The organism is Methylobacterium tarhaniae (assembly GCF_001043955.1).
Lineage (GTDB): Bacteria > Pseudomonadota > Alphaproteobacteria > Rhizobiales > Beijerinckiaceae > Methylobacterium > Methylobacterium tarhaniae.
On record NZ_LABZ01000282.1, the window covers coordinates 1 to 13,294 of the forward strand.

Genomic DNA, 13,294 nt, shown 5'->3' on the forward strand with positions numbered 1-13,294 from the left:
GGCGGTTCTCGGCGGGCCGCCTCCGCTACGTCCGATCATCTCCGCTCAGGGCCGGTTCGTTGAAGAAAGCGTTCGTCAAATCCTACGGCTGCCAGATGAACGTCTACGACGCCTCCCGCATGGTCGACCTGCTCGGCCGCGAAGGCTTCGTCGAGACCGGTGCCGTGGAGGAGGCCGACGTCGTCGTCCTCAACACCTGCCATATCCGCGAGAAGGCGGCGGAGAAGGTCTATTCCGAGCTCGGCCGCCTGCGGGTGCTGAAGGGCGAGCGGGCGGAGGCCGGCCACGACACCAAGGTCGTCGTCGCGGGCTGCGTCGCGCAGGCCGAGGGCCGCGAGATCCTGAACCGTGCCCCCGGCGTCGACGTGGTGGTGGGCCCGCAGAGCTACCACCGCCTGCCGCAGCTGCTGGCCGCCTCGAAGGAGGGCCGGGTCGTCGACACCGAGTTCCCGGTCGAGGACAAGTTCGACCACCTGCCGCTGCGTCGCACCCCGGGCGTCTCCGCCTTCCTCACCGTGCAGGAAGGCTGCGACAAGTTCTGCGCCTTCTGCGTCGTGCCCTATACCCGCGGGGCGGAAGTCTCGCGCTCGGTGGACAAGATCGTGGCGGAGGCCGAGCGGCTGGCCGCTTCGGGCGCCCGGGAGCTGACGCTGATCGGGCAGAACGTCAACGCCTTCCACGGCGCCGGCCCGGACGGGCGCGACTGGACGCTCGGCGAGCTTCTGCACCGCATCGCGGCGATTCCGGGAATCCTGCGGTTGCGCTACACCACCAGCCACCCGCGCGACATGGACGAGGCGTTGATCGCCGCGCATCGCGACCTGCCGGCCCTGATGCCCTACCTGCACCTGCCGGTGCAGTCCGGCTCGGACCGGATCCTGCACGCGATGAACCGCAAGCACGACGCCGACACCTATCGCCGGCTGATCGACCGGGTGCGGACCGCCCGGCCCGACATCGCGCTTTCCTCCGACTTCATCGTCGGCTTCCCCGGCGAGACCGATGCCGACCATGCCGAGACGATGCGGCTGATCGCGGATGTCGGCTTCGCCAGCGCCTTCTCGTTCAAGTACAGCCCGCGCCCCGGCACCCCGGCGGCGGAGAGCGCCGACGCCGTGCCGGAGGCGGTGAAGAGCGCCCGGCTCGCCGAGCTGCAGGAACTGCTGGAGCGCCAGCGCCAGGACTTCAACCACGCCACGGTGGGCAAGACCGTGCCGGTGCTGCTCGAGAAGGCCGGCCGGCATCCGGGCCAGGTCGCCGGCAAGTCGCCCTATCTCCAGGCGGTGCAGATCGACGGCGACGTCTCGGCGATCGGCACGGTGATTCCGGTGCGAATCACCCGGGCGGGCTCGAACAGCCTGTTCGGCGAGACGTTGACCGCGACCTCGGCCGCCACGACGGCCGCCGCGTGAGGAACGACAGGATGCCGATGGGAGAGGCAGGCGGCCGCGGGCCGAGAGGGCGCGAGCCCGCGCGCGAGCGGGAACTCGCCCCGAGGGCGGTCGCAGGCCTCAGCGAGGCGGCCGAGATCGCCCTGACCTTCGACGACAACCGCCTGGCGAGCCTGGTCTTCGGCCAGTACGACCAGAACGTCGCCCATCTGGAGCGGCGCCTCGGCGTGGTGGCGACGGCGTTGGGCAACCACGTCGTGGTCAAGGGGCCGCCCGACTCGACCGAGCGGGCGCGCCGGGTGCTGGAGCTGCTCTATGCCCGCGTCCGCGACGGGGGCGGCACGCCGCTGACCCTCGGCGACGTCGACGGGGTGATCCAGGAAAGCTCGCTGCAGGGCAACCTCTTCTCCGCCGACGAGGCGCCCGCCAATGGCGAGCGGCCCTCCTTCGACCAGATCGCCACGCGCCGCCGCGGCGGCGTGCGGGCCCGCAACGCCGCGCAGGACGCCTACATCAAGGCCCTGCGCGCCCATGAGCTGGTCTTCGCCGAGGGGCCGGCGGGCACCGGCAAGACCTGGCTCGCCGTCGGCTACGCCGTCTCGCTCCTCGAGCAGGGCCATGCCGAGCGCCTGATCCTCTCGCGCCCGGCCGTCGAGGCCGGCGAGCGGCTGGGCTTCCTGCCCGGCGACATGCGCGAGAAGGTCGATCCGTATCTCCGGCCGATCTACGACGCCCTCTACGACTTCATGGAGGCGCGCCACGTCGATCGCGGTCTCCAGACCGGCATGATCGAGATCGCGCCGCTCGCCTTCATGCGGGGCCGCACGCTCACCAACGCGGTGGTGCTCCTCGACGAGGCGCAGAACACCACCTCGATGCAGATGAAGATGTTCCTGACCCGGCTCGGCGAGAATTCGCGGATGATCGTCACCGGCGATCCGAGCCAGATCGACCTGCCGCCGGGCCAGAAGTCGGGCCTGGTCGAGGCGGTGCGGATCCTCGACGGGGTCGAGGGCATCGGCCGTGTCACCTTCCGGGACGTCGACGTGGTCCGCCACGACCTGGTGCGCCGGATCGTCACGGCCTACGAATCCGACGCGCAGGAAAACCGCGACGAGCCGCCCCAGCGGCCGACGCCGTCGCGCCGGGGGCCGCTGCCGTGAGCGAGATCGACGAGAACGAAATCGACGTCGCGGTCGAGGATCCGCGCTGGGAGGGCGTCGCGCCCGACCTCGAGGCCTTCGTCGCCCGCGCCGTCGAGGCGGCACTCGCCATCGTGCCGCCGGACGGACCGATCGAGATCAGCATCGTGCTCACCGACGATCCTGCGGTGCAGGAGCTGAACCGCACCTGGCGGGGCAAGGACAAGCCGACCAACGTGCTGTCCTTCCCCAACGAGCAGCCGCATGGCGGCGGGCCGCGTCTCCTCGGCGACGTGGTTCTTGCGTATGACACACTCCTGCGCGAGAGTGGGGAGCAGTCCAAGCCCCTCGACCACCACCTCGCCCATCTCGTGGTTCATGGCACGCTGCACCTCCTCGGTCACGACCACGAGCTCGGCGACGCCGAGGCCGACGCCATGGAGGCGTTGGAGGTCGCGGCCCTGCGGCGCCTCGGCGTGCCGGACCCGTATGGCGATGCGGCCGGTTGAACCGCGGACGCCCTCACCCCAGACGCGAGAGACATGAGCAACGATCGAAGTCGCAGCGCCGCCGCGACCGCGCAGGCGATCCCGGAGGACGACAGTCCGGGGCGCGAACCCTGGTATGATCGCCTTCTCAACATCTTCCACCTGAAGGCGCGCGACGCCCAGCGCGACGGCCTGTCGGACGCCCTCGCCGAGATGCAGAACGGCGCCCACCCGGTCTCCCCGGTCGAGCAGGCCATGCTCAAGAACGTGCTGAGCCTCCACCGGGTGCGGGTCGACGACGTGATGATCCCCCGGGCCGACGTGGTGGCGGTCTCGATCGACACCGCCCTCGGGGACCTGCTCAAGGTGTTCCGCAGCGCCGGCCATTCCCGCCTGCCGGTCTACGGCGAGAGCCTCGACGATCCCCGCGGCATGGTCCACATCCGCGACTTCGTCGACTACATGGCGAGCCGGGCCGAATCCGGCGGCGACCGCCTGCCCGACCTCGCCGAGGTCGATCTCACGGCGACGCTCGCCACCACCCGCATCCTGCGGCCGGTGCTGTTCGTGCCGCCCTCCATGCCGGCGATCGACCTGCTCGCCCGGATGCAGGCGAGCCGCACCCACATGGCCCTCGTCATCGACGAGTATGGCGGCACCGACGGCCTGATCTCGATCGAGGACCTGATCGAGGTCGTGGTCGGCGACATCGAGGACGAGCACGACGTCGCCGAGACCCACCGCGTCCTCAAGGTCGACGGCGAGAGCGAGATCTTCGTCGCCGACGCGCGGGCGAGCCTCGACGACGTCGCCGAGGCGACCGGGGTCGACCTCGCCGCGGCGGTGGGGGAGGCGGCCGAGGAGGTCGATACCCTCGGCGGCCTGATCGTCACCATCGCCGGCCGGGTCCCGGCACGGGGCGAGGTCATCGCCGTGCCGGGCGATTTCGAGGTCGAGGTGCTGGACGCCGATCCGCGGCGGATCAAGCGCCTGCGCATGCATCGCGGCCTCGCCCGGCTCGAAGGGCCGGAGACACCCCTGGCCCTGCCGCCGCCCGACGGCCAGGCCAGCCTGCGGACCGATTCCGCCGCCTGATTGTTCCCGCGGCGCCCTGCGTGGCGTCGCCACGCGAGTCCGCCCATGCACGACATCGACACCAGCGGGGCGGCGCTCGCCGCCCCGGCGGCATCCTTCGGCCTCGCGCCGCTCGCCCACCGCATCGCCCTGACCTCCGGCTGGACGAGGCTGGCCCTGGCCTGGCTCGCCGGCGCTTGCGGGGCCCTGGCGATGCCGCCCTTCGGGATCCTGCCTGCCCTCTGCGCCGCCCTGGTGCCGGCGGTCTGGCTGCTCGACGGGGCGGCGGTCGCCTCCTCGCGTCTCGGCCGGCGCGCCGGCACGGCGCTCGCCGCCGGGGCGATCGGCTGGGCCTGGGGCTTCGGCTATCTCACGGCCGGCCTGTGGTGGCTCGGCGCCGCCTTCCTGGTCGAGGCCGATCAGTTCGCCTACCTGATGCCGCTCGGCGTGCTCGGCCTGCCGGCGGCGCTCGGGCTGTTCTACGGTGCGGGCTTCGCCGTCGCCCGGCTCCTCTGGTCACCGGGCCCGGGCCGGATCGCCGCTCTCGCCTGCGGCCTGGGCGCCGCCGAGTGGCTGCGCGGGCACCTGTTCACCGGCTTTCCCTGGAACGCCCTCGGGATGGCGCTCGGCCAGAACCTCTGGTTGATGCAGGCCGCCTCGGTCGTCGGCCTCTACGGGCTGACCGTGCTGGCGGTGCTGGCTTGCGCCGCCCCTGCCACCCTCGCCGATGCGGGGGGAGCGTCGCGGCGGTTCGGGCCGTCCGTCGCCGCTTTCCTCGTCCTCGCCGGCCTCGCGGCCGGCGGAGCACTGCGGGTACCGGCCGGCCCGGTGCCGGAGGTGCCCGGCGTGCGCCTGCGCCTCGTCCAGGCCAACATCCCGCAGGATGCCCGCTTCAACCCGCGCAACCGCGAGGGCATCCTCGAGCGCTATCTGGGCTTGAGCGACAGCGCCACCGCTCCGGACCGGCAGGGCCTGCGGGACGTCACCCACCTGATCTGGCCGGAATCCTCGTTCCCGTTCCTGATCCAGCGCGATCCCCAGGCGCTGCGGCGGATCGGTTCGGCGCTGCCGCCCGGCACGCTCCTCGTCACCGGCGCGGCGCGCGCCGACGAGCCGCTGCCTGGTGAGCGACTGCACTTCTACAACGCGATCCTGATGATCGGGCAGGACGGCTTCGTCGGCGGGCGCTACGACAAGCTCCACCTCGTGCCCTTCGGCGAATACCTGCCGGGGCCGGTCGACAGCTTGCTGCGCGCGCTCGGCCTCAAGCAGTTCGTCGCGGTGCCGGGAGGCTTCACCGCGGGCGAGGCGGCGGAGCGGCCCCCTCTCACGGTTCCGGGCCTGCCGCCGGTGGCGCCCTCGATCTGTTACGAGGCGATCTTCCCTGGCGCCGTCGCCTCGCGCCGGGAGCGTCCCGGCCTCCTCCTCAACGTGACCAATGACGGCTGGTTCGGCGACACGCCCGGCCCCCGCCAGCATTTCGCACAGGCGCGCCTGCGTGCCGTTGAGGAAGGGATCCCGCTCGTCCGTGCCGCGAATACCGGGATCAGTGCGGTGGTCGATCCTTACGGAAGGGTGACCGGGATGTTGTCGGTCGGCACCGAGGGGGTCCTCGATCGCAATCTCCCGGAGAACCTTAGGGAAAGGACCGCATACGTACGTTTCGGCGATGTTTTTTTCACCCTCCTGCTTCTAGGGTGCGGCGTGATGGCCCTTGCGGCGCGCTATCGTCGCGCGCCTCCACCGCCCCGCGGAGCGTCGATGTGAAGAAGGCACCCGATCCGGTTGATCGTCATGTCGGGCATCGTGTGCGCGTCCGCCGCCTTCTCATCGGCATAAGCCAGGAGAAGCTGGGCGATGCGCTCGGCGTGACGTTTCAGCAGATCCAGAAATACGAGAAAGGCACCAACCGGATCAGTGCCAGCCGGCTCCGCCAGATCGCCGATATGCTGAACGTGCCGGTGAGCTTCTTCTACGAGGGAGCGCCGCGCCAGGACGGCGCCCGAAGCGAGGAGGGAGGGGCGGAGCCTGCCTCCGACCACGGCGCCAACGACGTGTTCTGGACCAGCCAGGACCTGCAGCTGGTCCGCGCCTTCCAGCGCATCACCGACCATCAGGTGCGCCGGCGCATCATCAGCCTTGTCGAGGCGATCGGCGCAGGCACCGCCCCGTCCGACAAAGCGGAGTGACGCTCCCGGAGACCCGGGGTTGCACGGGATTCCCTGCCCAGGCCGCCGCCACGCCTGTATGACCCTGTCGGAACGCGCGCAGGCGCGATGAATTCGCGTGCGAGCGCGACAGGGAGGGACGGCCTTGCGGACCATCGAACGGGAGCCCGGCGCGGAAACCGCACGGCCGGGGCGGGCACAGGCCGGATTCCATCCAGTCCTGATCGGCCTCGGGCTGATGCTGGTCGCCTTCAATCTCCGCCCCGCCCTGTCGAGCGTCGGTCCGCTCCTGCCGGGCATCCGGATCGAAACCGGCCTTTCCGGCGCCCTCGCGGGGGCCCTGGTCACGCTGCCCGTCCTGTGCCTCGGCGTGTTCGGCCGCTTCGCGCCAGTGCTGGTGCGGCGCATCGGCCCGGATGCCGCCGTGCTGGCCGCCCTGCTGGTGCTGGCCCTCGGCCTCGTCCTGCGCGGCCTTGGCGGATTGCCGCTGCTGTTCCTCGGCTCGGTGGTCGCCGCCGCGGCGATCGGAATCGTCGGGGTGATCCTGCCCGGCATCGTCAAGCGCGACTTCCCCGATCAGGCCGGGCTGATGACGGGGCTCTACACCGCGCTCCTCTGCCTCGGTGCCGCCGCCGGCGCCGGCTTCACCGTGCCGGTGCGCCACGTCCTCGGGCTCGGCTGGGCGGGGGCCCTGATGCTGTGGGCGGCGCCCGCCCTCGTGGCCGCGGCCGCCTGGCTGCCCTTCGTGCGCGCCCGGCCGCTCCCCTCCGCCTCGGCCGCGCACCCGTCCGGCCGGCTTTGGCGCGATCCCCTGGCGTGGCAGGTCACCGCCTTCATGGGACTGCAATCGTCGCTCGCCTACATCGTGTTCGGCTGGCTGCCCGCCGCCCTGGTCGACAGAGGTTTCGACGTCGTATCGGCCGGCCTCGTCGCCTCGGTCTCGGCGCTGGCGCAGGGTCTGCTCGCGCTCCTGGTGCCGACGCTCGCCGCGCGCCGGCCGGATCAGCGCCCCTGGGTGGTGCTGGTGATCGGCCTGCCGCTCGTCGGCTTCACCGGGCTGCTGGTCGGGCCGCTGGCGCTCGCCTGGGGCTTCGCGCTGCTCCTCGGCCTCGGGCTCGGCGGCTGCTTCGGCCTCGCCCTGACGCTGATCGTGCTGCGGGCCGGCGATCCCCGCGCCGCCGCCGAGCTCTCCGCCATGGCCCAGGGCGTCGGCTATTGCGGCGCGGCCCTCGGGCCGTTCCTGGTCGGCATCGTGCACGATCTCAGCGGCGGATGGGGCCTGCCGGCGCTGCTCTATGCCGGGTTGTGCCTCGCGGCGGGGAGCTTCGGCCTGCTCGCCGCGCGGGACCGGACCGTGCGGATCTGATCGTCCCGCGCCCCCGCCTCGGTCCGGCCGGGGGCGCGTGATCGCGTCAGTTGCTGCGCACCAGCGCTTCGAGCACCTTCGCACCCGGCCGGCCGGTCTGCGGCATGCCGAGGCGGCGCTCGATGTCCTTGATCGCCTCGCGGGTCTTCGCGCCGACCCGGCCGTCGGGCTCGCCGACGTCGTAGCCGCGGGCGGCCAGCGCGCTCTGCAGGCTGCGCCGCTCGGCCCGGGACAGGGGCGGGTCGTCGGTCGGCCAGGCGGTCTGCACGCCGGCCTTGCCGCGCAGGCGGTCCGACAGGACCGCGATGGCGAGACCGTAGGACTCGGCGGCGTTGTAGGAGTAGATCGCGTCGAAGTTCCTGGTCACCAGGAAGGCCGGCCCGTTCGCGCCGGCCGGGGCCAGGATGCCCACCGCTCCGTCGGCCGAAAGCGGCCGTCCGTCGAGCCGGGTGACGCCGAGCGACGCCCAATGCGCCACCGGCTTCTTGTTCTTGCGGCCCGCCGCCGAGACGTTGAAGCCGGGGGGAAGCCGCACCTCGTAGCCCCAGGGCTGGCCGTTATGCCACTTGGCGACGCGCAGGAAGTTGGCGGTGGAGCCGACCGCGTCCGGCACCGAATCGACCACGTCGCGCCGCCCGTCGCCGTCGAGGTCGACCGCGAGGCGCTGGTAGGTGGTCGGCATGAACTGGGTCTGGCCGAAGGCGCCGGCCCAGGAGCCGCTCAGGCGCTCGGGCGCGATGTCGCCCCGGTCGATGATCTTGAGGGTGGCGATCAATTCGCCCTTGAAGAAGTCCCGCCGGCGGGTACCGCCGCAGGCGAGCGTCGCCAGGGACTGCACCAGCGGCATCTTGCCGAGGTTCTTGCCGAAATTCGATTCGACGCCCCACACCGCCGCGATGGTGTAGCGGTCGACGCCGTAGCGCGCCTCGGCCTGGGCGAGGGCATTGGCGTGCTGGCGCATCGCGGCGCGGCCGTCATCGACCCGCTCGTCGTCGACGAGGGCGGCCATGTAGTCCCAGATCGGGGTCTTGAACTCGGGCTGGGCCTGGGACAGCTCGATCACCTTGTCGTCGAAGGTGATGCCGGCCGTGGCCCGCTGGAACGCCGCCGGCGATACGCCGGCCGCCGCCGCCTCCTGGCCGATTCCGGCGAGGCAGGAGCGGAAATCCGCCCACGCCGCCTGCGGCAGGCCGATTCCGGCGAGGCAGAGCAGGGTGGCGGCCTTGAGGGTCGCGCGCCGCGTCATGAGCAGAGATCTCTCCCGTTTCGCCGATCCAAGCACCGGAATAGGGCGTCATCAGGGTTAAGGAAAACCTGATGGAATCGGCGACCGGAGGGAGATCCGCCGCGGCGAACCGCCCGCCAGCCTCGCGGGATTATCGTGTGGGGGAAATCGTCGGGCCCCGGACGGCGGACTTGCGCCGTCAGGCCCAGGGCCGCTCGGCGAGCTTCTGCTCGTAGGCGTCGATCGCCGGCGCCTTCTCGAGGGTCAGGCCGATGTCGTCGAGACCGTTGAGCAGGTTGTGCTTGCGGCCGGGATCGATGTCGAAGTGGAGCGTGCCGCCGTCCGGCCCCTTGATGACCTGGTTCTCGAGGTCGATCGTCAGCGTCGCGTTGGCGCCGCGATTCGCGTCGTCGAGGAGCTTCTCCAGGTCCTCCGGCTTCACCGTGATCAGCAGGATGCCGTTCTTGGCGCTGTTGTTGAAGAAGATGTCGGCGAAGCTGGTCGAGATGATGCAGCGGATGCCGAAATCGGCGAGCGCCCAGGGGGCGTGCTCGCGCGACGAGCCGCAGCCGAAATTGTCGCCTGCCACCAGGATCTTGGCGTTGCGGTAGGCCGGCTGGTTGAGGACGAAGTCGGGATTCTCCGAGCCATCGTCGCGGTAGCGCATCTCGGAGAACAGGCCCTTGCCGAGGCCGGTGCGCTTGATCGTCTTGAGGTATTGCTTGGGGATGATGCGGTCGGTGTCGACGTTGACGATCGGCAGCGGCGCCGCGACGCCCTCAAGAACGGTGAACTTTTCCATTGATGTATCGTCCGAGATGCGCGCCGCGCGGGACGGATCCCGCGCGACGCCAGTTCGGAGGTGTTCTAGCAATTCGCCGATGCGGCGGGAAGCGCAAGCCGCATCGGCGCGAGCGCGTCGCTATCGCGAGCCGGACAGCTCCAGCACGTCGTCGAAGGTGCGCAGGCCGGGCCGGGGCGAGTTCACCAGCACCGCCATGTTGCCCGGGGCGTGCTGGTTCTTCCACATCTTGGTGTGGGCCTCGGGAATCTTGTCCCAGGGGAACAGCTCGCTCATGCAGGGATCGACCCGGCGGTCGATCACGAACTGGTTGGCGGCGGCGGCCTGCTTCAGGTGGGCGAAGTGCGAGCCCTGGATGCGCTTCTGCCGCATCCAGACGTAGCGGGCGTCGAAGGTGATGTTGAAGCCGGTCGTGCCGGCGCAGAACACCACCATGCCGCCGCGCTTCACCACCAGCGCCGAGACCGGGAAGGTCGCCTCGCCCGGGTGCTCGAAGACGATGTCGACGTCGTTGCCCTTGCCGGTGATGTCCCAGATCGCCTTGCCGAACTTGCGGGCTTCCTTGGTCCACTCGTTGAACTCGGGCGAGTTCACCTTGGGCAGCTGGCCCCAGCAGTTGAAGTCCTTGCGGTTGATGACGCCCTTGGCGCCCAGGCTCATGACGTAGTCGCGCTTCGACTCGTCGGAGATCACCGCGATGGCGTTGGCGCCGGCCGCCGCGCAGAGCTGCACGCCGAACACGCCGAGGCCGCCGGACGCGCCCCAGATCAGCACGTTCTGGCCCGGCTTGATCGTGTGCGGCGCGTGGCCGAACAGCATCCGGTAGGCGGTGGCCAGCGTGAGCGTGTAGCAGGCGCTTTCTTCCCAGGTCAGGTGCTGGGGCCGCCGCATCAGCTGGCGCGACTGCACCCGGCAGAACTGGCCGAAGGAGCCATCCGGGGTCTCGTAGCCCCAGATGCGCTGGGACGGCGAGAACATCGGGTCGCCGCCGTTGCATTCCTCGTCGTCGCCGTCGTCCTGGTTACAGTGGACGATGACCTCGTCGCCGACCTTCCAGCGCTTCACCTTGGCGCCGACCGCCCAGACGATGCCCGAGGCGTCCGACCCGGCGACGTGGAAATCCGCCTTGTGGACGTCGAACGGCGAGATCGGCTCTCCGAGGCCCGCCCAGACGCCGTTGTAGTTGACGCCGGCGGCCATGACGAGGACGAGCACCTCGTCGTCGCCGATCGACCAGGTCGGCAGCACCTCGATCTGCATCGAGGTTTCCGGCGGCCCATGGCGCTCACGGCGGATCGCCCAGGCATACATCTTCGCCGGGACGTGGCCGAGCGGCGGAATCTCGCCGATCTCGTAGAGATCCTTCAGCTGGGGCCCACCCTTTGCCACCGGTTCCAGCGCGGCACTCGCTGCCATTGCGGACCCTCCCTCGGTATGATGCACTGCACCGTGAATTCTAGCGCCGTTCCAAAGGGCCTCAATAGCCCATTTGGCGGCGTGGCCACCGTGTCGGCCTTACGTCATGGATGACGGTCAAGCCGGGTACGGTTACCATTCCGGCCTCAGGCGGGCATCCGGGCCCGCGGGCAGCCGGACAACGAGGGCGAGGGCGCAGATGGGCGAGCCGGACGTCAAGCGGGACAAGCCGTGGATCATCCGCACCTATGCGGGCCATTCCACGGCGGCGGAATCGAACGCGCTTTACCGCGGAAACCTCGCCAAGGGGCAGACCGGCCTGTCGGTCGCCTTCGACCTGCCGACGCAGACCGGCTACGACCCCGACCACGAGCTCGCCCGCGGCGAGGTCGGCAAGGTCGGCGTCTCGATCGCGCATCTCGGCGACATGCGGACCCTGTTCCAGGACATCCCGCTTTCCCAGATGAACACCTCGATGACCATCAACGCCACGGCCCCCTGGCTGCTGGCCTTGTACCTCGCGGTGGCCGAGGAGCAGGGGGCGCCGTTCTCGGCCCTCCAGGGCACGACCCAGAACGACATCATCAAGGAATACCTGTCGCGGGGCACCTACGTCTTCCCGCCCGGGCCCTCGCTGCGGCTCACCAAGGACGTGATCCTGTTCACGACGAGCCAGGTTCCGAAATGGAACCCGATGAACGTCTGCTCCTACCACCTGCAGGAGGCGGGGGCGACGCCGGTCCAGGAGCTGTCCTACGCGCTCGCCGTGGCCATCGCGGTGCTGGACACGGTGCGTGACGACCCGGCCTTCGACGAGGCGAGCTTCGCCGACGTGGTCGGGCGGATCTCGTTCTTCGTCAATGCGGGCCTGCGCTTCGTCACCGAGATCTGCAAGATGCGGGCGTTCTGCGATCTCTGGGACGAGATCACCCGCGACCGTTACGGCATCGACGATCCGAGGAAGCGCATCTTTCGCTACGGCGTGCAGGTGAACTCCCTCGGGCTCACCGAGCAGCAGCCGGAGAACAACGTCCACCGCATCCTGATCGAGATGCTGGCGGTGACGCTCTCCAAGCGCGCCCGCGCCCGCGCGGTGCAGCTGCCGGCCTGGAACGAGGCGCTCGGCCTGCCGCGCCCGTGGGACCAGCAATGGTCGATGCGGATGCAGCAGATCCTCGCCTTCGAGACCGACCTGCTCGAATACGACGACATCTTCGACGGGTCGGTGGTCGTCGACGCCAAGGTCGAGGCCCTGAAGGCGGAAACCCGGGCGGAGCTGGCCCGGATCGGGGCGCTCGGCGGCGCGGTCGCGGCGATCGAGACCGGGACGATGAAGCGGGCCCTGGTCGAATCGAACGCCAGGCGCATCGCCGCCATCGAACGCGGCGAGCAGGTCGTGGTCGGCGTCAACAAGTTCCAGAACGGCGAGCCCTCGCCGCTCACCGCCGGCGACGGCGCGATCTTCACCGTCTCCGAGACCGTCGAGATGGAGGCGCAAAGCCGCATCAAGGCCTGGCGCAGCCAGCGCGATTCCGCCGCGGTCGCCGCAGCCCTCGACGAGCTGGAGGCGTCCGCCCGCGAAGGCCGCAACGTGATGCCGGCCTCGATCGCCTGCGCCAAGGCCGGCGTCACCACCGGCGAATGGGGCGAGCGCCTGCGCCAGGTCTTCGGCGAGTACCGCGCCCCCACCGGCGTGACCCCGGAGACCGTCACCTCGGGGGCGGCCGAGGAGGCGCGCCTGCTCATCGCCGATCTCGGCGAGCGGCTGGGCGAGGCGCCGAAGCTCGTCGTCGGCAAGCCCGGCCTCGACGGCCACTCGAACGGCGCCGAGCAGATCGCTCTGCGCGCCCGCGACGTCGGCTTCGACGTGACCTATGACGGCATCCGCCAGACTCCGGCCGAGATCGTCGCCAAGGCGCGCGAGCGCAACGCCCACATCATCGGCCTGTCGATCCTCTCCGGCTCGCACGTGCCGCTGGTGCGCGAGGTCCGCTCGCGGTTGCGCCAGGAGGGCCTCGACCACATCCCGGTCGTCGTCGGCGGCATCATCTCGCCGGAGGACGAGCTGGTGCTGAAGAATATGGGCGTGGCCGCGATCTACACCCCGAAGGACTACGCCCTCGACACGATCATGGTCGGCCTCGCCAAGGTGGTCGAGCGCTCGATCGCCAAGCGCGAGGCGGAGGACGCGGAGCCGCGGCGGGAAGAGGTGTTCTGAGGGC

Annotated in this window: 11 protein-coding genes; 8 read left to right on the forward strand and 3 right to left on the reverse strand. The window is 70.6% G+C overall.

Translation table 11 applies throughout. The annotated features are described in order from the left end of the window. Positions 1 to 59: 59 nt before the first annotated feature. From miaB to VQ03_RS28660, 7 genes are all read left to right on the forward strand, one after another. Positions 60 to 1,412 (forward strand): tRNA (N6-isopentenyl adenosine(37)-C2)-methylthiotransferase MiaB, encoded by a 1,353-nt coding sequence (gene miaB, locus VQ03_RS28630; RefSeq protein ID WP_048454324.1) that lies wholly within the window; start codon positions 60 to 62, stop codon positions 1,410 to 1,412. 11 nt (positions 1,413 to 1,423) lie between these two features. Next, complete coding sequence (locus VQ03_RS28635; protein WP_048454325.1) at positions 1,424 to 2,554, forward strand: PhoH family protein; 1,131 nt, start codon at positions 1,424 to 1,426, stop codon at positions 2,552 to 2,554. A 5-nt stretch (positions 2,555 to 2,559) separates the two neighbouring features. Next, a complete protein-coding gene (gene ybeY / locus VQ03_RS28640; protein ID WP_048454349.1) occupies positions 2,560 to 3,042 on the forward strand; it encodes an rRNA maturation RNase YbeY in 483 nt (160 codons plus the stop codon). Positions 3,043 to 3,075: 33 nt separating this feature from the next. Beyond that, a complete protein-coding gene (locus VQ03_RS28645) occupies positions 3,076 to 4,116 on the forward strand; it encodes a hemolysin family protein (RefSeq protein WP_048454326.1) in 1,041 nt (346 codons plus the stop codon). A 45-nt stretch (positions 4,117 to 4,161) separates the two neighbouring features. Beyond that, positions 4,162 to 5,862: an apolipoprotein N-acyltransferase gene (lnt, locus tag VQ03_RS28650; RefSeq protein WP_048454327.1), complete on the forward strand. Its 1,701-nt coding sequence runs from the start codon at positions 4,162 to 4,164 to the stop codon at positions 5,860 to 5,862. Beyond that, complete coding sequence (locus VQ03_RS28655) at positions 5,859 to 6,284, forward strand: helix-turn-helix domain-containing protein (RefSeq protein ID WP_048454328.1); 426 nt, start codon at positions 5,859 to 5,861, stop codon at positions 6,282 to 6,284. The genes lnt and VQ03_RS28655 overlap by 4 nt, the downstream gene beginning before the upstream one ends. Positions 6,285 to 6,408: 124 nt before the next feature. After that, positions 6,409 to 7,629, forward strand: coding sequence for an MFS transporter (locus VQ03_RS28660; RefSeq protein WP_245292230.1), 1,221 nt, complete (start codon positions 6,409 to 6,411; stop codon positions 7,627 to 7,629). 46 nt (positions 7,630 to 7,675) lie between these two features. Here VQ03_RS28660 and VQ03_RS28665 read toward each other — a convergent pair whose 3' ends face one another. From VQ03_RS28665 to ccrA, 3 genes are all read right to left on the reverse strand, one after another. Next, positions 7,676 to 8,875: a lytic murein transglycosylase gene (locus VQ03_RS28665; RefSeq protein WP_048454329.1), complete on the reverse strand. Its 1,200-nt coding sequence runs from the start codon at positions 8,873 to 8,875 to the stop codon at positions 7,676 to 7,678. A 178-nt stretch (positions 8,876 to 9,053) separates the two neighbouring features. After that, a complete protein-coding gene (gene leuD, locus VQ03_RS28670) occupies positions 9,054 to 9,656 on the reverse strand; it encodes a 3-isopropylmalate dehydratase small subunit (RefSeq protein ID WP_048454330.1) in 603 nt (200 codons plus the stop codon). 120 nt (positions 9,657 to 9,776) lie between these two features. Continuing rightward, positions 9,777 to 11,072: a crotonyl-CoA carboxylase/reductase gene (ccrA, locus tag VQ03_RS28675; RefSeq protein WP_048454331.1), complete on the reverse strand. Its 1,296-nt coding sequence runs from the start codon at positions 11,070 to 11,072 to the stop codon at positions 9,777 to 9,779. Between the two features lie 199 nt (positions 11,073 to 11,271). Between ccrA and VQ03_RS28680 the strand changes: the two genes are divergently transcribed. Beyond that, positions 11,272 to 13,290 (forward strand): protein meaA, encoded by a 2,019-nt coding sequence (locus VQ03_RS28680; protein WP_048454332.1) that lies wholly within the window; start codon positions 11,272 to 11,274, stop codon positions 13,288 to 13,290. The last annotated feature ends 4 nt before the right edge of the window (positions 13,291 to 13,294 follow it).

Bases quoted from the DNA above. Each gene is read 5' to 3' on its own strand.
- lnt (WP_048454327.1), top strand. From the start codon at position 4,162: ATGCACGACATCGACACCAGCGGGGCGGCGCTCGCCGCCCCGGCGGCA.
- ccrA (WP_048454331.1), bottom strand. From the start codon at position 11,072: ATGGCAGCGAGTGCCGCGCTGGAACCGGTGGCAAAGGGTGGGCCCCAG.
- leuD (WP_048454330.1), bottom strand. From the start codon at position 9,656: ATGGAAAAGTTCACCGTTCTTGAGGGCGTCGCGGCGCCGCTGCCGATC.
- VQ03_RS28635 (WP_048454325.1), top strand. From the start codon at position 1,424: ATGCCGATGGGAGAGGCAGGCGGCCGCGGGCCGAGAGGGCGCGAGCCC.
- VQ03_RS28680 (WP_048454332.1), top strand. From the start codon at position 11,272: ATGGGCGAGCCGGACGTCAAGCGGGACAAGCCGTGGATCATCCGCACC.
- VQ03_RS28645 (WP_048454326.1), top strand. From the start codon at position 3,076: ATGAGCAACGATCGAAGTCGCAGCGCCGCCGCGACCGCGCAGGCGATC.
- VQ03_RS28665 (WP_048454329.1), bottom strand. From the start codon at position 8,875: ATGACGCGGCGCGCGACCCTCAAGGCCGCCACCCTGCTCTGCCTCGCC.